Annotated in this window: 23 protein-coding genes; 4 read left to right on the top strand and 19 right to left on the bottom strand. The window is 46.8% G+C overall.

From position 1 onward, the window contains the following. Nucleotides 1-265 precede the first annotated feature (265 nt). The 7 genes from QUA74_RS14945 to modB all read right to left on the bottom strand — a co-directional run bounded on the left by QUA74_RS14945 (nt 266) and on the right by modB (nt 5,359). The gene (locus QUA74_RS14945; RefSeq protein WP_333330128.1) at nt 266-718 is read right to left on the bottom strand and encodes an NADAR domain-containing protein; all 453 of its coding nucleotides are present in this window, start codon (nt 716-718) and stop codon (nt 266-268) included. Between the two features lie 376 nt (nt 719-1,094). Further along, a complete protein-coding gene (locus tag QUA74_RS14940; RefSeq protein WP_333330125.1) occupies nt 1,095-1,388 on the bottom strand; it encodes a hypothetical protein in 294 nt (97 codons plus the stop codon). A gap of 1 nt (nt 1,389) precedes the next feature. Further along, the gene (locus QUA74_RS29880) at nt 1,390-1,527 is read right to left on the bottom strand and encodes an FAD-dependent oxidoreductase (protein WP_445251645.1); all 138 of its coding nucleotides are present in this window, start codon (nt 1,525-1,527) and stop codon (nt 1,390-1,392) included. A gap of 187 nt (nt 1,528-1,714) precedes the next feature. Then, the gene (gene frr, locus QUA74_RS14935) at nt 1,715-2,263 is read right to left on the bottom strand and encodes a ribosome recycling factor (protein ID WP_333206474.1); all 549 of its coding nucleotides are present in this window, start codon (nt 2,261-2,263) and stop codon (nt 1,715-1,717) included. Further along, nucleotides 2,250-2,978, bottom strand: coding sequence for a UMP kinase (gene pyrH / locus QUA74_RS14930; protein WP_333047891.1), 729 nt, complete (start codon nt 2,976-2,978; stop codon nt 2,250-2,252). Before pyrH ends, frr begins: the two co-directional genes overlap by 14 nt. A gap of 131 nt (nt 2,979-3,109) precedes the next feature. After that, nucleotides 3,110-3,508 carry a peptide-methionine (R)-S-oxide reductase MsrB gene (msrB, locus tag QUA74_RS14925; protein WP_333047892.1) on the bottom strand — a complete coding sequence of 133 codons (399 nt, stop codon included), beginning with the start codon at nt 3,506-3,508 and terminating at the stop codon, nt 3,110-3,112. Nucleotides 3,509-3,598: 90 nt separating this feature from the next. Continuing rightward, the gene (gene modB / locus QUA74_RS14920; protein WP_333330238.1) at nt 3,599-5,359 is read right to left on the bottom strand and encodes a molybdate ABC transporter permease subunit; all 1,761 of its coding nucleotides are present in this window, start codon (nt 5,357-5,359) and stop codon (nt 3,599-3,601) included. Here modB and QUA74_RS14915 point away from each other — a divergent pair. Continuing rightward, entirely contained in the window at nt 5,280-5,489 is a 210-nt protein-coding gene (locus tag QUA74_RS14915) for a hypothetical protein (RefSeq protein WP_333330247.1), read from the top strand. The genes modB and QUA74_RS14915 overlap by 80 nt on opposite strands. Here QUA74_RS14915 and modA read toward each other — a convergent pair whose 3' ends face one another. From modA to speB, 3 genes are all read right to left on the bottom strand, one after another. Then, entirely contained in the window at nt 5,490-6,296 is an 807-nt protein-coding gene (modA, locus tag QUA74_RS14910) for a molybdate ABC transporter substrate-binding protein (RefSeq protein WP_333330121.1), read from the bottom strand. A 179-nt stretch (nt 6,297-6,475) separates the two neighbouring features. Continuing rightward, nucleotides 6,476-7,033 (bottom strand): thioredoxin family protein, encoded by a 558-nt coding sequence (locus QUA74_RS14905; protein ID WP_333068721.1) that lies wholly within the window; start codon nt 7,031-7,033, stop codon nt 6,476-6,478. A 133-nt stretch (nt 7,034-7,166) separates the two neighbouring features. Further along, on the bottom strand, nt 7,167-8,096 hold the full coding sequence (gene speB / locus QUA74_RS14900; RefSeq protein ID WP_333330118.1) for an agmatinase: 930 nt from the start codon (nt 8,094-8,096) through the stop codon (nt 7,167-7,169). A 274-nt stretch (nt 8,097-8,370) separates the two neighbouring features. On the opposite strand from speB, the gene QUA74_RS14895 reads away from it, so the two are divergent. Beyond that, nucleotides 8,371-9,294 (top strand): alpha/beta fold hydrolase, encoded by a 924-nt coding sequence (locus QUA74_RS14895; protein WP_333330115.1) that lies wholly within the window; start codon nt 8,371-8,373, stop codon nt 9,292-9,294. 42 nt (nt 9,295-9,336) lie between these two features. Here QUA74_RS14895 and QUA74_RS14890 read toward each other — a convergent pair whose 3' ends face one another. From QUA74_RS14890 to QUA74_RS14880, 3 genes are all read right to left on the bottom strand, one after another. Beyond that, nucleotides 9,337-9,765 carry a DUF202 domain-containing protein gene (locus QUA74_RS14890; protein ID WP_333330112.1) on the bottom strand — a complete coding sequence of 143 codons (429 nt, stop codon included), beginning with the start codon at nt 9,763-9,765 and terminating at the stop codon, nt 9,337-9,339. Between the two features lie 220 nt (nt 9,766-9,985). Further along, nucleotides 9,986-11,401, bottom strand: coding sequence for an LCP family protein (locus QUA74_RS14885; protein ID WP_333330109.1), 1,416 nt, complete (start codon nt 11,399-11,401; stop codon nt 9,986-9,988). A gap of 104 nt (nt 11,402-11,505) precedes the next feature. Next, the gene (locus tag QUA74_RS14880; protein ID WP_333330106.1) at nt 11,506-11,880 is read right to left on the bottom strand and encodes a hypothetical protein; all 375 of its coding nucleotides are present in this window, start codon (nt 11,878-11,880) and stop codon (nt 11,506-11,508) included. A gap of 244 nt (nt 11,881-12,124) precedes the next feature. Here QUA74_RS14880 and rpe point away from each other — a divergent pair, with 244 nt between their 5' ends. Then, the gene (rpe, locus tag QUA74_RS14875; RefSeq protein ID WP_006632078.1) at nt 12,125-12,826 is read left to right on the top strand and encodes a ribulose-phosphate 3-epimerase; all 702 of its coding nucleotides are present in this window, start codon (nt 12,125-12,127) and stop codon (nt 12,824-12,826) included. 96 nt (nt 12,827-12,922) lie between these two features. On the opposite strand, the gene QUA74_RS14870 is transcribed toward rpe, so the two are convergent. From QUA74_RS14870 to QUA74_RS14850, 5 genes are all read right to left on the bottom strand, one after another. Then, nucleotides 12,923-13,705 carry a DsbA family protein gene (locus tag QUA74_RS14870; protein WP_333330104.1) on the bottom strand — a complete coding sequence of 261 codons (783 nt, stop codon included), beginning with the start codon at nt 13,703-13,705 and terminating at the stop codon, nt 12,923-12,925. A 427-nt stretch (nt 13,706-14,132) separates the two neighbouring features. Further along, the gene (locus tag QUA74_RS14865) at nt 14,133-14,645 is read right to left on the bottom strand and encodes a hypothetical protein (protein WP_242723034.1); all 513 of its coding nucleotides are present in this window, start codon (nt 14,643-14,645) and stop codon (nt 14,133-14,135) included. Nucleotides 14,646-14,761: 116 nt separating this feature from the next. Next, the gene (locus QUA74_RS14860) at nt 14,762-15,205 is read right to left on the bottom strand and encodes a hypothetical protein (protein ID WP_333330099.1); all 444 of its coding nucleotides are present in this window, start codon (nt 15,203-15,205) and stop codon (nt 14,762-14,764) included. A 78-nt stretch (nt 15,206-15,283) separates the two neighbouring features. Next, nucleotides 15,284-15,466 carry a CsbD family protein gene (locus QUA74_RS14855; RefSeq protein WP_333254282.1) on the bottom strand — a complete coding sequence of 61 codons (183 nt, stop codon included), beginning with the start codon at nt 15,464-15,466 and terminating at the stop codon, nt 15,284-15,286. Nucleotides 15,467-15,859: 393 nt separating this feature from the next. Next, on the bottom strand, nt 15,860-16,066 hold the full coding sequence (locus QUA74_RS14850) for a hypothetical protein (protein ID WP_333330096.1): 207 nt from the start codon (nt 16,064-16,066) through the stop codon (nt 15,860-15,862). 557 nt (nt 16,067-16,623) lie between these two features. Here QUA74_RS14850 and urtA point away from each other — a divergent pair. After that, nucleotides 16,624-19,551 carry an urea ABC transporter substrate-binding protein gene (gene urtA / locus QUA74_RS14845; protein ID WP_333330093.1) on the top strand — a complete coding sequence of 976 codons (2,928 nt, stop codon included), beginning with the start codon at nt 16,624-16,626 and terminating at the stop codon, nt 19,549-19,551. Between the two features lie 98 nt (nt 19,552-19,649). On the opposite strand, the gene QUA74_RS14840 is transcribed toward urtA, so the two are convergent. After that, on the bottom strand, nt 19,650-20,126 hold the full coding sequence (locus QUA74_RS14840) for a hypothetical protein (RefSeq protein ID WP_333330090.1): 477 nt from the start codon (nt 20,124-20,126) through the stop codon (nt 19,650-19,652). Nucleotides 20,127-20,150: the final 24 nt, after the last annotated feature.

Raw genomic sequence — 20,150 nt, 5'->3', positions numbered from 1 at the left:
ACAATTAATGGGTAGCGCACTGTTGAGAGGCGACGGTGTATCGCCTCTGGCGCACTGGCGTCAGGAAAATCTGCGATCGCGCCGGTTGAATCCTTGCCTTCACTAGGCAGAGCGACTTAAGCAAATAATTATTATTATTTTAATGCTCTTATAAATTTCTCGCAATATTAAACTCTTACTATGAAAATTCTTCATTGTTAGGATAACTTGACATTTGTTGTCTAACTTCATATAATGATAATTAACGAAAGAATTTGAGTTTCTATCAGCGCGCAAAGCGCTGACTAATTTCTTGGCGTACGCTCATCAGAATTTTACCCAAATGATTTTGACCGGTTCGCTCGCAGCCACACCCCCAGTAGTAATCCGTTGGCGAATCCTCGACAATCACTCGATCCCCTGTGGCGAGGAGAATAGCTTGAATGTCTGTATGAGTGAGAAACTTAGTTAAAACTGCTTCGCGCATAATGGGAATTTTCACCGCTTCCCAATCAGCGCGAATCCGGTGGGTGGGATCGCGACCTAATTTAGCGGCTTCTTGAGGAGTTGCTACGGCTTGAATCGCCGCCACTAATCTTTCATCAGTGCTGACAAATTTTTGGGCTTGATAGTAATGTTCCACCGTCAACCAATATTGACCGTGCAGAGAAATGTCGTGTAGTGAAAAATTAGAAAAGCAGCCATAAGGCTCCTCTACTTTATAAAAATAAATTATCATTAGATTTGAGATTTTATATTTTACAGGATTTAGGTAGAATGTAATTATTCAGGCTGGTACTAAAGCGCTTTACCGCGTTAGAGTAACGTTTCAAACCACTTTTTGCCTCCAGGAGTATTTGAGATTGATTCTATGAGCAGCGCGGGGCTTATATTAAAAAAATCCTCGCATCGAATCGACTTTATTTAAAATAGCATTTACGCTTTTGAACCGAGTTTCTTGGAAAAAAGCGGGTTGGGGAACAAAAAATCTAGGAATCAACGGGCTTTCTCAGGAATAGTGCGTAATTCCTATTTTTAAATTAACGAGTAAGAATTTGAAATCAAGAATAAGTAATGGGGATTTAAGAATATTTATTATTCCCTCTTCCTTCATTCTAAAACAACATCAGCTTTTGAAAAGCGCGGTTAGCAATATGGGCATAACGCGGTTCGCCACACAAAATTTTGCTCATCAACTGAGTAGTCCTCGGAAATTGGAGGCCCGCTCTATAAACAACTCCTGTAAACTGATAGAACGCCTTGGCCAAGCGACTGGCCCAAACCATATCAGTCTTCCATTCTTGGGCGATCGATTCAGTGTACTGCTCCTTAGCGTCGTCGGCACCTCCAAGAACTCGATCGATCGCCTTAGCGGCCTTAAAGCCACTAAAAATGGCAGGACGAATCACCTCACCGGACAGGGGGTCGGCGAGACTGGCTGTGTCTCCTGCCAGCAGCGAATTTTGCGACAGAACGTCCCTGCTTTGCTAGGTGATAAGCTGCTGTGCTGCCTGCCCGGCCTGCACCGACAATAATGCAATCAAACATTTTGGGTAATGGGTAACTGGTAATGAGTGATTGGTCATGGGGCAGGAGGAATTGGTAACTTAATGATTGTTAAATCTTGAGTTTTTAACTCACTACTCACAAATCATTAAGCGTCTGGGCGTTGTTCGCGGCCTGATCTCGGCAATCTCAAAACTCTTCCTATTCCCCCTGCCCAATTTCCCATTCCCTAAACAGTCGTGATATCTTTCTCTTTCGCTGCCAGAACTTCTTCTATTTTGGCAATGTACTTGTCCGTCAGCTTTTGAATTTTATCTTGCAAGTCCCGCGATTCATCTTTAGAGATATCGCTGCTTTTTTCCTGCTTGCGAATCGAGTCAACGGCATCGCGGCGGATATTGCGAATTGCAACTTTACCTTCTTCAGCAAACTTACTGGCCATTTTGACAAATTCTTGGCGTCTGTCGCTCGTCAGCGGCGGAATGTTCAAGCGAATAACTGAACCGTCGTTGTTGGGAACGAGTCCTACATCCGACAGGGAAATCGCTTTTTCGATCGAGGTGAGTGCTGTGCGATCGAACGGTTGAATGTTGATCGTAGTCGCATCCGGCGTGCCGATGTTGGCAAGGGATTTGATCGGAGTTGGAGAACCGTAGTAGTCTACCATGACTCGATCGAGGAGGGAGGCGTTGGCGCGTCCCGTCCTAATAGTATTAAAAGACCGTTGAGTAGCCTCAACTGCCTTTTGCATATGATCTTCTGCTTCAGCTAACTTCACACAAACCTCCGACAAGAGTTCCAATAGATTCTCCCATTACAGCTCGGTAGATGTTGCCCGACACCGAGAGGTCAAATACCATAATAGGAATATTATTTTCTTTGCAAAGGGCGATCGCCGTACTGTCCATCACCCGCAAATCTTGATTCAAGACGTGGGCATAGGTGAGGGTTTGATACCTGCGCGCGTTGGGGTTGAGGTGGGGGTCGGAATCGTACACCCCATCTACCTTAGTAGCTTTAAAAATCACCTCTGCATCAATTTCAGCCGCCCGCAAAGCGGCTGTAGTATCAGTAGTAAAAAAAGGGTTGCCAGAACCGGCACCAAAAATCACTACTCGTTTTTTTTCTAGGTGGCGAATTGCCCGCCGCCGGATGTAGGGTTCAGCTACTTCTTGCATGGCGATCGCCGATTGCACCCGCGTTGGCACTCCTGCTTGTTCCAGGGCATCCTGCAAAGTGATAGCATTCATCACCGTAGCAATCATGCCCACATAATCAGCCGTTGCCCGATCCATCCCTGCCGAAGCAGCTTTCACCCCGCGAAAAATGTTGCCGCCACCGACAACAATCGCGATTTGAATGCCTTGGGACACGACTTTGGCCACTTCCTGGGCGATCGACTGAACGACTACCGGATCGATGCCGTAGCCCAAGCTGCCCATCAGCGCTTCACCGCTGAGCTTCAGCAAAACTCGCTGATATACCATCCCCATGCCGCTACTATTTTTTTACTCTTTTTGCCTCCACCATAAGATAGCAGCACGGGTGCATTTTGAACATCAATTACCCAGAACAGACCCAAAAGTCTGTTCCAGAACAGTTGACGGAGAACGGTTGACTAAATTTAATCCTTGGGGACGAAATTAAGAGCAGCAGAATTCATGCAGTAACGCTGACCGGTTGGTTTGGGCCCGTCGTTAAATACGTGACCAAGATGAGCGTCGCAAACAGCGCACAGTACCTCTGTTCGGCGCATGAACAAGGTGTTATCCGACTCGCACTTGACATTTTCTTCGCTAACGGGAGCGTAGAAACTCGGCCAACCGGTACCGGAATCGAACTTTGTTTCTGATTTAAACAGCTCTGTACCGCAGCAAATGCAATTATAAATTCCGGGTTTTTTGTTGTCGTGATACTCCCCGCTAAAAGCTCTTTCTGTTCCCTTTTTTCGGGCGACTTTGAACTGTTCGGGCGTTAGTTGCTGTTGCCATTCTGCGTCGGTTTTTTGAACTTTTTCAGTCATAATTTGATGTTGAGTTAAGATGTATTTAGCTGTTGAGTGTTGACGGTTAACTGTTGAGTGTTGACGGTTAACGGTATATTCCTAGTTAACTCATGCTTCCATTAATATTAACCTAATTGGCTCGAAATGAACATACCAGGGAAAAGGATTGTCCTTAATAGCCCTCCACTTTTCCTTGAAAACTTCGGCTTGCAACTGATAATCTTGGGAATCATTGGGAGGCGAGTGCAATTTGAGATATAATGTCACCCGGTGCGGAGTTTCCACAGTCGAGGCGATCCAACAAGCAAAAGTATTTTCACGATCGCACCCGCTAACAAAACTCAGTTGATGAGCCCGAATTCCCACAGAAACTAGAGATTTGGGAATTGGTTCGACTACAGTCAGAGTACAGCCCCAGTCGATCGCCTCGACGACAGTTTCTGCGATCGGTTTAGCTGCTGAGAAATTCTTACAGCCCGTCAACTGGGCGACGGTGAAGTTGCCAGGGCGATCGAAAATGTTCTCTTTGGTATCAAAGGCGATCGGCCTTCCCTGGGCCAAAACCAACAGATTTTTGCACACCCGGTAAACTTCCTCTAAATTGTGGCTGACAAACAAAGTAATTCCCCGATAATTAGCCAGAGTCTGCATTAACTCGCGTTCCAGTTGACTGCGTAAGTGAGTATCCAAAGCAGAAAACGGTTCGTCTAACAGCAGCAATTCTGGAGAAGGGGCGATCGCCCTCGCCAAAGCCACCCGCTGCTGTTGTCCCCCCGAAAGTTCGTGCGGGTAGCGGTTTTCCAGTCCCGACATTTGCACCGAAATTAGCTGTTCTTTTACTCGAAGTTTTTGCTCGCTTTCAGATAAATGCTGCAAGCCAAACGCAATATTTTGAGCAACACTCAGGTGAGGAAATAAAGCATAGTTTTGAAACAAAAACCCGATACGGCGGTCTTTAGAAGGTACATTAATGCCCTGTGCTGAGTCAAATAAAACCTTGCCATTGACTACAATTTTACCGCTGCTGGGAGTTTCCAAACCAGCGAGGCAGCGCAGAGTCATGCTCTTACCAGAACCCGACGCGCCCAAAATTCCCAGCACTTCCGGGCCGATATCGAAACCGACATCCAAGGCAAAGCTGGAGAGAGGTTTAAAAATTCTTAAACAAAGTCCGCTTTTCGGTTGTTGTTTTTGAGATTGGGTGGTAAAACTAGACGCGAATTTAGGAAGATTTGATTGCAGTCTTTGGCTCGAATTCGGTTTGGGCGAGTTCCTTTGTAAATCAGTCCAAAAATTAACAGCAGTTAGCACGCTCAAAGAAATACTCAGAATAATCAAAACCCAAATAGCAGCTTGCCGCATATCCCCTGCTTCCACAGCAAAATAAATTGCCATCGGGATAGTTTGAGTTTGTCCGGGAATATTCCCCGCTAACATCAACGTCGCGCCGAATTCACCCAAAGCGCGAGCAAAGGCGAGAATAGTTCCTGCTAAAATTCCCGGCCATGCTAGCGGCAACATAATGCGCCAAAAGACTTGCCACTCCGATGCTCCCAAAGTGCGGGCTGCGTTGAGAAGATTGGCATCAATTTGCTCAAAAGCTGCCAAAGCAGTTTTGTACATGAGGGGAAATGATACAACTGTGGCAGTAATGGCGGCGGCTTGCCAAGTGAAAATTATAGTAAAGTCGAATTGTAGCAAGAATTGACCGATCGCCCCATTTCTCCCAAACAGCAGCAGCAGCAAAAATCCCACTACTGTCGGCGGCAACACTAAGGGAGAAATTAAAATGCCTTCAATCAAAGCTTTACCTCTGATGCGAGTTGAAAGCATCCACCGGGCGGCGGCTATTCCCAGGAAAAAGGTGATAAATGTCGCAATAGCGGAGGATTTTAGAGATATCCAGAGGGGAGAAATATCAAATTCCATCTATAAATACATCCGCGTTAATCAGCGCTTATCTGCTTTCATCAGCGGTAAAAAATCCCTAATTAGTTAGTTATCGAACTTTGCCAAATCCATATTTCTGAAATACTATTTTAGCGCGATCGCCCCCCAAAAAGTCAACAAACGCTTTCGCAGCAGCCGGATTGCGGCTGTTTATAATAACTGCCAGCGGATAAACAATGGGCGAGTGCAAATTTTCGGCAGCCGTTAGCCGCACAGTTACTTTGTCGGATGCTTTGGCATCAGTCGTGTAAACTAGACCAGCATCAACGTTACCGCTTTCGACGAATGTCAGCACTTGGCGGACGTTATTTCCTAGGACTAATTTTGGCTGTATTTGCCGCCACAATCCAAGTTTATTTAGCATTTGCTGAGCGTATTGGCCCACAGGTACGCTCTTGGGTTCGCCGATCGCAATTTTCTTGATTCTGGCATCTGTTAACTGTTTGAAATCGCTCAAAGCAACACCGTTATTGGGAGTAATCAAAACTAGACGATTTGTGAGCAAATTGCGGCGTGTGTCGTTAATTAGCAGGTTAGATTGCTGTAAAGCATCCATTGGGTTGGTGGCGGCGCTGAAAAATACATCTACCGGAGCGCCTTGCTGAATTTGCTGTTCTAGAGCGCCGGAAGCACCAAAATTATAAGTAATAGTAAAATTCGGATTACTGCTTTGATAAACAGTTTTGATTTCCCCTAAAGCTTTCGAGAGACTGATAGCAGCGGATACGTTTAAAGAGGTGCGCTGCAGCGTATCGACTGAGGAAAAGTTCTGAAATAAGTTCCAACTAATTAGCAGTGCTAGCATAACGGCGACTGCGAGAATTAAGTTGGGAATACGTCTACTTTTCAGGTTCACAGAAAATTGTTTTGAATCTTTTTACTCCTTACCAGACTCTGCCTGGTAAAGCAGATCCGGAGGCTGTGCCTCCAATTTGTCTCCACTCTTTGACGAGGCAGATCCTCTGGAGATAGGTTCCCTGGCTGTGCCTGGGAACCAGTTAATAATTAGTGCCCGAACCTTAATTTTAAATCTCCCTATGCTCGCCATTTGACGGAACAGCCTATCGCCTCTGTAGTTGAAGGCTCAACGGGTTGGCTGTTGAGCAATTGGTCGATCGCACTCCGCAGATAAGAAACCTGCACCGCCGCCGGATCGTCAGCGTTGTCGTCAATTAAACCTTTATAGCGCAGTTTGCCGTCTTGGTCTAATAAAAAAACCTCCGGCGTTTTAGAAGCCCCAAAACTTTCAGCCACATCTTGAGCAACATCTCGGATGTACGGGAAGTTGAGTTGATTGTTGGCGGCAAAAATTTTCATGTTCTCAAAACTGTCGTCGGGATACTGGTTTGCATCATTAGCATTAATCCCGATTAAGGTAACATCTCGATCTTGAAAATCTGCTTGAAGTTCTTTCATACGATTGAGATACAACTGCACGTAAGGGCAATGATTGCACATAAATATCACCGCTATCGCCCGAAATTTTTCTAAATATCGAGCTAAATGGTGAACTTCTTCGTCAACTCCCGGCAATTCAAAATCGGGAGCGTAGCCGTTAATGGGAGTACCCGTTGTATCGATTAGTAAACTCATGTTTTCAGGAGGTGAAGAGGAGTATTTGCCAGCATGAAAGATGAAACTGTCAGCACGAATAAAATTGGCTGTTGTTTGGCTTTAGCTTAATTCTAGCCTTGCCAACAGCCTATTGTGATTCGTACTTCGCGATTTATTCCTCGTCTGGCTTTAGCCAACCTTGAGCCAGAGCTTGGTATCCAATAAGTTTGTATGCTAATTTGGCGGCGGTAAATTCTGAGACTACAGAATCTACAATAGGTGCTAATTCCATAATGTCACACCCAATTACTTCGTAGGACTCGAATACGCGGCGCAAAAATCCGGTGAGGGAATACCAATTTAGTCCGCCCGGTTCGGGAGTGCCAACCCCTGGCATTAATGTTGGATCGATGCCGTCTAAGTCGATCGTCAAAAATACTCGCTTAGTTGTTATGCTGGCAATTGCCCGATCGGCCCAATCCGGTTGAGTAGCGATTTCTCTGGCTCGAATCACGTTTAGCTGTTTTGCTTTAATCAAGTCGGCTTCTTCCTTGCAGATAGCGCGAATCCCGATTTGCAGTGTGGGTAAGCCCATATCGACAACACGTCGCATCACGCAGGCGTGGTTGTGAATCGAGCCTTCGTATTCGTGCCGCAAGTCGCCGTGGGCATCGATTTGCACGACTGTGAAAGGTTCGTTTGGGTATGCTTGGCGATAACCTTCGACAACGCCTGCAGTGATGCTGTGTTCGCCTCCGAGGGAGATCACAAATTTATTTTCGGTAACTAGCTGGTAGACGGCTGCTTGGGTGACTTGCAGCATTTCTGAGGATGAAACTGGTTGCCTGTTGCGGGTATCGGCGATCGGCTCTTTTGTATAAATTCCGACATCGTAGCAAACTTCGGAATCTAATTCTTCGTCGTAGCACTCGAGTTGATGAGAAGCTTCTAGAAGTTTAGCGGGCCCGTTTTCGCACCCCCGGCGGTAAGTGGTTGTTGCCTCGTAGGGAATTGGTAAGATAACTACTTTGGCTGTGTCGTAGTCGGGTACAATTTCGGAACCGAGAAACGGCACGACGGAAGTTGGGGCGATCGTTGGCATAGGGGAAATTTCAATAAAGCAAAGAAGTCAGCATCTTTAATCCTGACATAATATCGGCTCTAACTGCAAAGTCATCAGTCAGAAGGAAGAATAAAGAAGGAAGAGGAAAGAGGGAAGAGGAAAGAGGTATTAACCGCAGAGGGCGCAGAGGGCGCAGAGGGAGGAGGGAAGGAAGGTTTGGGATTTATGTCCTAGTGGTTGCCTCGAATTGCGATACGGTTTGTAGTAATGACGGAAGTCCTTCTCACTCTTAAATTTTTACTTTTTTATTTCTATGGCATCTTCTAGTCCCGCTTTGTCAACAGTTGTTTCGCCTCAAACTTGGCTGTGGAAAGGCTTTCCCATTTGCTACCAAACTGCGGGAACGCAGGGGCCTGCGGTGGTGTTTGTTCACGGTTTCGGTGCGTCTTGGGGTCACTGGCGCAAGAATTTGCCGGCGCTGGCTGCTGATTGCCGCTGTTATGCGATCGACCTCATCGGTTTTGGCGGTTCTGCTAAACCCGCGCCCAAGCTTGAGATTGACTATACTTTTGAAACTTGGGGTCAGCTAATTGCTGATTTTTGTCGGGAAGTTGCGGGCGGGCCGGCTTTTTTGGTGGGAAATTCGATCGGCTGTGTGGCAATTATGCAAGCGGCAGTGGATTTTCCCGATATTGCTGAGGGCGTAATTTTACTCAATTGTTCCCTGCGGTTGCTGCACGATCGCAAACGCGCCGAATTGCCTTGGTATCGCAGTTTTGGAGCGCCAATCGCACAAAAAGTTTTAAATGTCAAGTGGATAAGTAAACTATTTTTTAAACAATTAGCAACGCCAAAAACAGTAAAAAAAGTGCTTTTGCAAGCTTATCGCCGTCCTGAAGCTGTCAGCGACGAACTGGTAAATATGCTGCTGGAACCTGCTAAAGACAGCGGCGCAGTGGAAGTATTTGTAGCATTTATCAGTTATTCTCAAGGGCCACTACCGGAGGATTTGTTGCCGCGTTTGAGCTGTCCTGCTTTGATTTTGTGGGGTACGGACGACCCTTGGGAGCCGATCGCATTGGGGCGAGAATTGGCAAAGTTTCCGGCTGTTGAAAAGTTTATTCCTTTGGAGGGAGTGGGCCATTGTCCCCAGGATGAAGCGCCGGAATTGGTCAATCCTATTTTACTCGATTGGATTAAAGAGCGATCGAGATTTGCCGAAAATCCGCCCCTTTAATCAACAAAGGAATAGGCACTTTAGCTAAGCGATCGGGTTAACTTAGAATTGAGAGTTTTTAGGAGTTGAAGTGGGAGCTATATTTCCGCTATCGCGCCATAGCAACAACGGAATGCTTAACGTTCCTAAAATCATTACAACTCCAGTCAGAATCCAAACTAGCACACGATTTGGGCGATAATCACCTCGCTCAATTTGCCAGAATACTCGATTATAACGCCATGCTGCTAAGGCAATCACCGCAATCCCAAAAACGACCAGACTCAGCCCTAAAGTTTCTGAGTTGAAGAAGGGAGGGGAGGAAACTTCTTGCTGAGTTACTGTAGCTTGAAATTGACGGAGAAATAAACTGAACCGACTGATGGCAAACCCAAAACCAACTAAAGCCAGTGAAGTTCGTAACCATGCAAGAAAGGTGCGTTCATTTGCCTGATGTTCCCGCTGTCGGTCTATTTTATCACCCTTGTTCATCAACCTTACCTTGATAAAATATCTTAAGCTTTCCCTCGTTGATTATTGTTTCACTTGTGATTGCGGAGGGAAGTATCGGTATTGCGATCGTGATTCATCATCACCAAAAAATATAGTATCAGTAAATCGACAAAAAAGCGATCGCCTCCATCTCTACCAACAGAAAATAAGAGGACACAGCATTGCTGTGTCCCTACAAATACCCCAGTTATAATCCAGTTTAAAAAGACTTAGCCGCACCGCCGGACTGAGCCTTTTTCTCCAACCAATCCTGACCCAATCTGATTGTCACATCCGACTGCAAAGAACCGGTACTCTCAACCAGCACATCTCCAAAACCCAAAAACTGGCGAATCGCTTGAGCACCTTTAATATCGCCCTGTTGAGCTACTAGAGTAGTTACCTCCAGCGGTTCGGGCCAAGCTTTATAAACCTGAACATTCCGATAACCCCCTTGAGTCAAAATCTTGACAAAATCTTCAACAGCCGATGGATCTCCGGTACTATCTTGAATCGCCACATTCAGAAAAGTCGCATCAGCATTCTCAATTTCCCAAGTATTTTGGCCGAAGTCAAAATGTTCCGCCACCATAGTTTCGATGGCATATTGGTCTGGCAACCAAAAACTTGACTTGTAATCTTTCGCATCGCTAAATTTACCGGGAACCATCAACATCTGCACGCCAGCGCGATCAGTTTGAGTAGCAAAACCAGCCAAAGCTACCAATTCTTCTATACTCAAATTCGTGTCAAGGTGAGACTGAATCACCGATAAAATCTTCGGTAGTCGAGACAGCAAACCTACATTTACTTCCTGTTCCACAAAAGCCCGCATCAACAATTGCTGGCGCTGCACCCGCCCGATATCGCCCAAATCGTCGTGCCGGTAAAGCAAATATTGCACAATTTGTTCGCCGTTGAGCTTCTGCTTGCCAGCCTTTAAATCTATATATAAATGCTGGCTGTGATCGGTATACTTCATGTCTTTCGGGACATTAATAGTAATGCCACCAAGGGCATCTACCAAACTTTTTATGCCATGAATATTAACTGTGACATAGCGGTCAATTCCCACGCCGCCCAAGAGTCCGCTGACTGCCTTCGCTGACGAAGCTGGACCCCCGTAGTAATTAGCTTCGTTTATTTTCACCTCGCCCCTACCTTCAACATAGGTGCGGGTGTCTCGCGGAATGGAAAGCACGCTTAACTTTTTATTTTGAGGGTCAAACCTAACCAACAGCATGGTATCGGTTAAGCCCTTAAATGAGTTTTCCCAAACCTCGTATCCGACATTTTTGTTGGCACTTCCTTCGATGTCAGAGGTCAGAACTTTAAGTCCTAAAACTAAAATATTAACTGGGCGAGTCAGCTCCGGCATCTTCATGTTGAGCTTTGCCATGTCGCCTTGAGAAAATACTGCTGCTTCTTCAGGGCTCAACTTTTGTTGCTGAAGCGGCGTTGTAGAAAGGGACACGGCTAGCAACGCTCCGGCTGTCGCTGAGAGCATGGCTACTCCAGCCAAACCAAAACCAAAACCCAGCCAGCGGCCTCGATGGGGCTGGGAAGCTTTTTTGGTTGCAGGTTGAGCAGTTGATTGTTGGATAGGGTCTTGATTAGGAATTTTTTGAGCTGGCACTGGCTTCCTCACACACAACAAAAATAAAAAAGATAATGGCAATATGTAGTATCAAGCTGAAGACGCAATCAATCAATACCGTAGGGGCCTAAAAGAACCCTAAATTATGATAAATGTTTGCCCACCACTTGCTCGGCTACGCGGCTAATTCCGGGCAACCATAGCGGTTGACGCTTCCAGAGGCGAACCATCAGTCCCAGAGCAACGATGAAATAGCTGGTTGTTAGCAGGCTACTCATTAATAACATGGGAAGTGTCGGAGATTCCGCAGAAATCGCTCCAGCTTCTAAAAGAATATGTCCTAAGAGCCAACTAAAAGCAAGGGCAATTGCCAAGCGGCTGATGGCTTTGCGTTCGGGACTACCCTGACGGCGGTAAAGAGTCCACAGGGCGGGGAAAAAGCCGATGACTGGGATCATTAATACAAACAGACTGCCACGATCGAGTTCAGGATTTTCTAAGGGATCTGTTTTTTTCATAATTCGGTACTCAAAATTTGCAGAAGGTCAGATTTTGCACACAAGTTATTTGTTAGAGGGAAAATTGATATCCTAAACCAAAATTCCGAGAGCTGGGCTGGGGCGATCGCCAAACTTGTCTGTCAGAGGCAAAATTTTTCTGCCCTGCCAATCTCGCGACCGATCGTTGGCAACTTTTCGGCCCGGAGACCCGTATTTTGATAAACTGGATACAGCACAGGAGACAGGAGAACCCACGAAAGCCATGACCCAATCCCAAAAACCGATTGTTATTGCTCCATCCATATTATCAGCCGATTTTAGCCGTCTTGGAGAAGAGATTCAGGCTGTCGATCGAGCTGGGGCTGACTGGATTCACGTAGATGTGATGGACGGTCGCTTTGTTCCTAATATTACTATCGGGCCGCTGATTGTTGAGGCAATTCGCCCTGTTACTACCAAGGTGATCGATGTCCACTTGATGATTGTGGAGCCGGAGAAGTACGTCGAGGACTTCGCTAAGGCTGGTGCTGACATTATTTCGGTTCATGCTGAGCATAATGCTTCGCCTCATTTGCACCGCACCCTCGGCCAAATTCGGGAATTGGGCAAAATGGCTGGTGTGGTTCTGAATCCTTCGACGCCTTTGGAGTTGATCGAGTACGTGCTGGAACTTTGCGATTTGGTGCTGATTATGAGCGTCAATCCCGGCTTTGGCGGTCAAAGTTTTATCCCGGCTGTTTTGCCGAAAATTCGCCAGTTGCGTAAAATGTGCGACGACAAGGGCCTGGATCCTTGGATTGAGGTGGATGGCGGTTTGAAGGGGAACAATACTTGGCAGGTTCTGGAAGCGGGTGCAAATGCGATCGTCGCTGGTTCTGCTGTGTTTAAGGCGAATGATTACGCAGCCGCGATCGAGGGTATCCGCCACAGCAAGCGTCCGACTCCTGAGTTGGCGGCGGTTTAATCAAAGATTTTTCTAGTTTTTCTGGTTTTTCTCGTTCCCAGCCCCAGCAGGCTGGGAACGAATTTTTAGACTCGGTTTCCCAGAGTCAGGAATTACTTATTTCGAGACAGATGCGAGAATGCTTTCCATCTCAGAAAGCTCGATCGCCCCGGAGAAAGTTTGACCGTTCATAATAAAGAAGGGAGTGCCTTGAATGCCCAGTTGTTGAGCGAGTTGCACGTCTTTCTCAATGGCGGCTTCGGCAGCGGGGCTGTTGCGATCGGTGTTAAATTTATCTAATTTTAGATTGAGCTTTTGGGCGATCGATCCGTACAATGGTTCGCCTAACTCTTTCTGCCCTTCAAACAAAGCGCTGTAGTATTCCCAGAATTTGCCCTGCTGTTGGGCAGCCCAAGCTGCTTTTGCTGCTGGCAGCGCTTGAGGGTGAATTGAAGTCAAGGGAAAATGCTTGTAAGCTAAAGTAACTTTGTCCTGGTGTTTTGCCATAAACTGCTTGACAGTATCGTGAGCGCGCGCGCAAAATGGACATTGAAAGTCAGAGAATTCTAAAAGTACAATTTGCTGGGAAGGTGAACCCGTGCTGGGAGAATCCCCGATCGAAGATTTGGGATTAGTTTTCATCTCCTGCAAAAATGACTGCTGCGCTGCTTTGAGAGACTGCTGCTGCTGTTGCTGGTACGCTTGTACCGACTCTATAATTGCTTGCGGGTTTTCGCGGATAACCTGCAAGACTTGCTCTTTCAACTTGGGATCGACTGAATTCCCAGCCGCTGACTGCGCGGGGGAACAACCGATAAATACCAGGCAACCTGCCAGGAGTACAGCCAAGCAGAAAGCTTGCTGGCTGCGGAGTTTTCGCCAAATAGTGGATACGTTCATCTTTTTTTTCTGATTCACAGCAACACTTAATCCTACATTTAATTTTGCGGAGTGTCAGGTATACCGGTGTTGACTGCTGTCCAGCTATTTTTAGCTTTGACCAATAATTAGTCATTGGCAATCGGTAATTCGTAGTCGGTAATTGGCAAGGGGTGTTAATCTCTCGAACAGCTACGAGTCCAATAATTAAGATTTAAATCCTAGGGGTTTATTATAATATAATGTCCCCTAGAAAGACCGCAATTAAAACAGTTTTTAGTCAGGACTCAAGTCCTCAGAATCTTATGAGGACTCAAGTCCTCACTACAAACGGGAGTTGGGTTATTTTACAGGACTGGATATAAAAGATAAAAGGACGATCGCCTGGGCGATCGTCCTTTTATTTGCTGCACCTATTATCCGCTTTTAGGCTTGTCTAAATCAGAGACTATTTACGGTTGTTGAGCCATTTAGCCGCAACTATTCCCAAAATACCTGCAACAACTGGATTTCCCAAAAACTTCATCAAACTCGGCTGTTCTGCCAGCACTTCTTGGAAAATATCCGGGTGATTGTGATAGGTAAACGAGGCCAGCTTGGTAACATCGTCAGCATTCATGCGGCTGGCGTGGTGAGTAGAAAGTCCTAGCTGCTTTTCCAATTGGCGATCGTCCAATCCTCTCTTGCCCAAATGCTTGAAGAATTCCCGCGCTACATCATCGCGTTCGTTTGGCTTAATTTGGGCGATCGCCTTTTGCAATTCCGGTTCCAACTGAGCCGGCGGGAGGGAGTCGTGATTTAGGGAACGCCCGAATAATTGTTTGCGCTGAGCCGGCGAAGTTCTCTGAGCAAAATCGTCAAAGTTTTCGTAATCTTCACCCGTTGTCTCAGGCATCATTTCTCGATCGCCCTGGGCTAAATCGTTCATGATTTGACGCTTGTAATTATCGCTGCTACTCATGGTAACTTTTTTCCAATCTACACAACATTTCAGTCTTAAATTGAGATTGTTTCGCCTTCAAAAGACTGCGGAATATTAAACCGTCACGCGGCTATCATTTAAGCTTGCTAACCAGGTCAAGACTTGTATTCAATCTGATTTGATTGCTGGTCGTACTTAGCAGTCAAAATCAACTTTTTGTCAGGAGCGTAAACCAAAACACTTACATCCTGATTTGGGAAATTGCGGTGAAAACCTTGTGCTAAAGATTTGGCCAAATCTTTCACTTCAGTAGGGCGGACTTGCGGGGTAATTACAACTCCCAATTTGTTATTGTCGCGCACGTAAGCATCCTGAACGAGGCCCTTAGCCGTTTTTGTTACCCATTGACCAAAATCTTGACCGGCGGCCGTATTGCCACGTTCTAGCTGCGCGTAATAACCCTGACTGCCACCAACTGCTACAGGTACATCAGTTGATTTTTGGGCTGAAACGCTGGGCGCGCACGCAGTAGTAACTGCCAGCATTAATACCAAAAGTACGCCCGCAATTATTTTGCGACTCTGCTGCAATAAACTCACCTTTTTTTCCTCCTTTCACAAAAGATTTTGAATACTTGAAAGGGTCAGGTTGCTCGACCCTCTCAATTAGTATTAGGCTTAGTCTAGTTTCTTTTTGAGCTCATCTTTTACATCTTCGATCGCGTGACCAGCTTCAGCTTGTTTTTGCTTGGCTTTGCCTTCTGCTTTATCTTTCGGATCGCCAGTAACATTGCCTAGGGCTTCTTGAGCAGCGCCTTCGATGTTTTTGCCAGTTGCCTTTGCTCTATCTTCAACGCTCATGGGTTTCTCCCTATCTGTATCAAAGTTGACAGTTTTTACTTAAACTCATTATAGGTAACTAGGAGCTGCTTTGCACTCTACCTCTAGGAATAAAATAGGAATAAAAAATGAATAACAAATGAAGATGGAAGATGGAAAAGTTATTTTTCAGTCGGGGACGGACTGCCTCTTTCATACTTATCGGTTTTTTTTACTGTTCCTGGTGGCTGCAACGAAGTATTTCTGTAAAAAAACTGGTGGATGGTCACCCCGCTTCCCGGACGTTTTTTTTTTACCCAAAAGCATTTAAAATTATAAATTTTTATTTAATTCTGCCTTCTGCCTTCTGCCTTGAAAAGTAGGGTGTGGGCAAGACCGCATCTTACCTACACCCTCAAAAAATCTGTATTAGTTTTAATCTACCTTGGTATGACATTCTTCATCTATTTTGTGCTGAAGTTCTTCTTTGAGCTGTTCAACAGCGCGCATAGTTTGAGCATTTTCTTGTTTTTGCTGACCGAGGGCTTTTTCTGTTTCCTCGCCGAGCAATGTTTCCCGGGATTTTGGTAGGGTTACTTCATTCTCGCTGCTAGTATGGGTCGCCTTTTCTTCAGTATTCATTAGTTTTTCCCCTATTGTTTGCAAAATTTATTTTTAACAAGGGTACTTAGAAGTTAACCTTATACTTATTATAAGGGAAATCACGAAGACTTCCCTCTGCCTGAAGGGAGAGAGGGGCTGGTGAAGAGTTTTGAGTTTTGAGTTTTGAGTTTTATAGTTAAGATAAATCACGGAGACTTCCATTGGCCCGAAAGGAAATAGGGAAAGGGCTATAGTGCGTGAGATTGCTTGGTGAGTCGCAAGGCGCGGGCCGTGAATGAGCTGGGGAGAGGGGAGGGGGGGAGAATTTTTCTGCAGCGCGCGATCGCATTAAGTGCCGAATGTTGTATAAGGCTCTTTCAACATCCGTAAAAAATGAAGAGACAAATAGGCGACAGGTTAGTGCAGACTTAAGTCTATGCTGAGAGTTTGACCGTTAAAATCAACAGGGTGCAGCAATTCCCAAGTTTGGTGGCGATCGGGTTAAATAATCTGCTAAAGAAAAGTTAGCATCAAGGCAAACTTCGTGCTGGATCGAACTAAAATTTCTGTTATTAGTAAAAATTATCTAAAACCCTATGGGAGCAAGGAGCAGTAACCCCCTCAAGGCAGCCGGCCCGACTCGTGAGCCGATCAAAATAGGCGTGTTGCATTCGCTGACGGGCACGATGTCCATCAGCGAAATTTCTGTTAAAGATGCGACGCTATTGGCTGTTGAAGAAATTAATGCCGCGGGAGGGGTGCTCGGACGCCCCTTGGAAGCGGTTATAGAAGATGGAGCCAGCGATTTGCAGACTTTTGCTCAAAAAGCTAAGCAATTGCTCTTAGAAGCGCAGGTGGCGGTGGTATTTGGCTGTTGGACTTCGGCGAGCCGCAAAGCTGTACTGCCGGCTTTCGATCACGGCAGAGGGTTGCTGTTCTATCCGGTGCAGTATGAAGGGCTAGAACAGTGTCCGAATATTTTCTACACTGGTGCTGCCCCGAACCAACAGATTGTGCCTGGGGTGAATTACTTGCTGGCACAGGGGAAGCGGAAAATTTTCCTGTTGGGTTCGGACTATCTGTTTCCCCGGACGGCAAATCGGATTGTGAAAGCTCAACTGGCGGCACATGGGGGAGAGTTGGCGGGGGAAGTGTATCTGCCGCTGGGTTCGAGGGAAGTGGGGGAGGCGATCGCACATATTTTAGCAGTGAAACCGGATGCTATTCTCAACACTCTCAACGGCGATAGCAATGTGGCTTTTTTCCAAAAGCTGCGGGAGGTTGGCTTGAAACCGGAGGATTTGCCGGTGATGTCGGTCAGCGTAGCAGAAGAGGAAGTGCGGGCGATCGGGCCGTCCAATATTGCCGGACATTTGGTGGTTTGGAACTATTTTCAAACGGTAGATACAGCGGAAAATCGGAAATTTGTCAAAGCTTATAAAGCCCGATACGGGGAAAATCGAGTCACGGATGACCCGATCGAAGCGGCTTATTTGGGCGTTTACCTGTGGAAGCAAGCAGTAGAAAAAGCTGGTTCGACAAATGTGGTTAAAGTCAGGGCGGCTGCTAAAAATATTGAGTTTGCAGCGCCTTCGGGCAAGGTAAAAATAGATGCCCAAACTCAGCATATCTGGAAAACAGTGCGGATTGGCAAGGTGAGGGTGGACGGTCAAATTGAGGAGATTTGGAATTCCGGCGCACCGGTTCCGCCAGATCCTTTTCTCAAGGGCTATCCTTGGGCGGCGGCACTTACTACGAGGGGGATTTCTCTGGGAACTCGGGCGTCTTTGAGCGGGCTGTTTGTCATCTTGGTACTGATAACTTGGATGGCGGTGGGAGTCGGGTGGATGGGTTCTGTGGAGATGAAGAACTATTTGCTGACAATAGAGGCTGCCTCACATCCGACGGCGGGGGTTCCCGAGGCAGCAATGGCGGTGCTGGTGCAGCAAACTCTCTTGGTGGCGAGCCGCACTCAGCACTGGCTGATGGGGGCTTTGGTTTTGAGTTTGATCGCGGGGATAGTGGGTTTTGTGTCGGTGTCGGCAATTATTCGGAATCTCGGCTTGCTGCGGGAAACTGCGGAACTGATGGCGAGCGGTGATTTGACGGCTCGCTCGCCTGTTGTTTCTAATGACGCGATCGGGGTGCTATCTTCTACTCTCAATACAATGGCTCAGCAAATTAGCAGTTTGCTCAACGGTTTGGAAGTGCGGCAGCGACAGCTCGAAGAACGATCGGGCGAATTGGAAGTCGCTAAGAATGCTGCGGAAGCGGCCAACCGGGCCAAAAGCACATTTTTGGCAAATATGACTCACGAGTTGCGGACGCCCTTGAATGCGATTATCGGCTACAGCGAGCTGCTGCAAGAAGAGGCTCTGGAACTCGGCGAAGAAGAGTTTGTGATGGATTTGGCAAGCATTAATATGGCAGGCAAGCAGTTGCTCAACATTATTAGTGACATCCTGGATATTTCTAAAATTGAAGCAGGAAAGGTGACTCTTTTCTGGGAGACTTTTGAGGTGTGGGATTTGATCGAGGAGGTTGTCACTACTGTTCAACCGACGCTAGGGAAAAATGGCAATACTTTGATCGTCAATTGCGATCGCAATATTGGCACGATCTACTCCGATGCGTCGAAGCTGCGGCAAGCCCTGTTAAATTTGGCGAGCAATGCTGCTAAGTTTACCGATCAAGGCAAAATTACGATTAATGTTTGGAAGGAAGAAGGGAAGGTTTTGCCGATCGACAATTCCGAAGAACTCTCGGCAGATCCTTCTCGGTGTCAACAGCCTTCGATCGTCTTTCAAGTCACCGATACCGGCATCGGCATGACGGAGGATCAGGTGTCGAGGCTGTTCGGAGCTTTCGCTCAAGCGGACGATTCTACTACCCGCAAATACGGCGGCACCGGTTTGGGGCTGACAATTAGCCGGAAGTTTTGCCAGATGATGGGCGGAGACATTACGGTTGAGAGCGAGTTTGATTGCGGTTCTACTTTTACGATCCGGGTGCCGATTGCGGTTGCAAGCCCGAAAGAAGTGCAGGACGATCAAGAAATCGCAGAAATGCAGCCGAAGCCTTCCGAGGAGTTAGAAACGAGTGTAGCGGCGACTGAAGCGAAGCAAAAAGAAGTGCGATCGCAACCGCTGGATCTGCCCGATGCTGCTACTGTGCTGGTGATTGACGACGATCCAGACGCGCGGGATTTGATGACCCGTTGCTTGTCGAAACAGGGATTTCGGGTGCGATCGTCGGCTAGCGGTCAAGGGGGGCTTCTGTTGGCTAAGGAGTTGCTGCCCGACGCGATTATTCTGGACGTGATGATGCCGAGTATGGACGGCTGGGCGGTGCTGTCGGCATTGAAAGCCGATCAAGATTTGGTTGATATTCCAGTGATTATGATAACTTTTTTGGACGACAAAAATCAGGGTGTGGAATTGGGAGCGGCGGAGTATTTGGGGAAGCCTTTGGATTACAAGCGCTTTGCTGCTTTATTGAGCAAATATCAGCTTATCGGCAAGTAGTTAGTTGACTGTTGGCAGTGGTTATTAGCTATTAGTTATTAGTTATTAGTTATTGGTAGCAGATGACAACTAACAACTAACAACTAACAACTGACTAATTAATCTAAAAAGCCCATTAATGTCGAGCTATCGTCAATTTCGTTTGACGCAATAGGGCGGTTTCCTCCCATTGTGGAGTAAACTTCATCAATGTGAAGAGTGCTGATGCCAATAGGGCGGGCACCGGACATACTGAACATTTCACTGACTTGCATGGCGCTGGAGCCGATCGGGCGTCTTCCCACTGTCCCCACCACTTCCAAGTCGCTGGATTCCACCGGGCGATTGGCTACAATGCCGTAGGTTTCGCTGATGTGCAGGGTGCTGGTGCCGATCGGGCGATTCCCCGACATCGAGACGGTCTCGCTGATGGTAAAATCGTCTGGGCCGACGGGGCGGTTGTCATGCAGGTGTTGCGGCTGATAAAGTTGAATTCCCGCTGATTTTGCCTCTGCGGCTGCTGTCGCTTGGCTTTTGGAACTTGCTTTGCCGCGGCGGGCGATCGCATTGCCTTTATCTTTGGGGCTGAGACTCATATTTTTTTTCCTTGTGATTATTGG

Source organism: Microcoleus sp. LAD1_D3 (assembly GCF_036702135.1).
Lineage (GTDB): Bacteria > Cyanobacteriota > Cyanobacteriia > Cyanobacteriales > Microcoleaceae > Microcoleus.
This window is presented reverse-complemented; position numbering and strand designations above follow the sequence as displayed.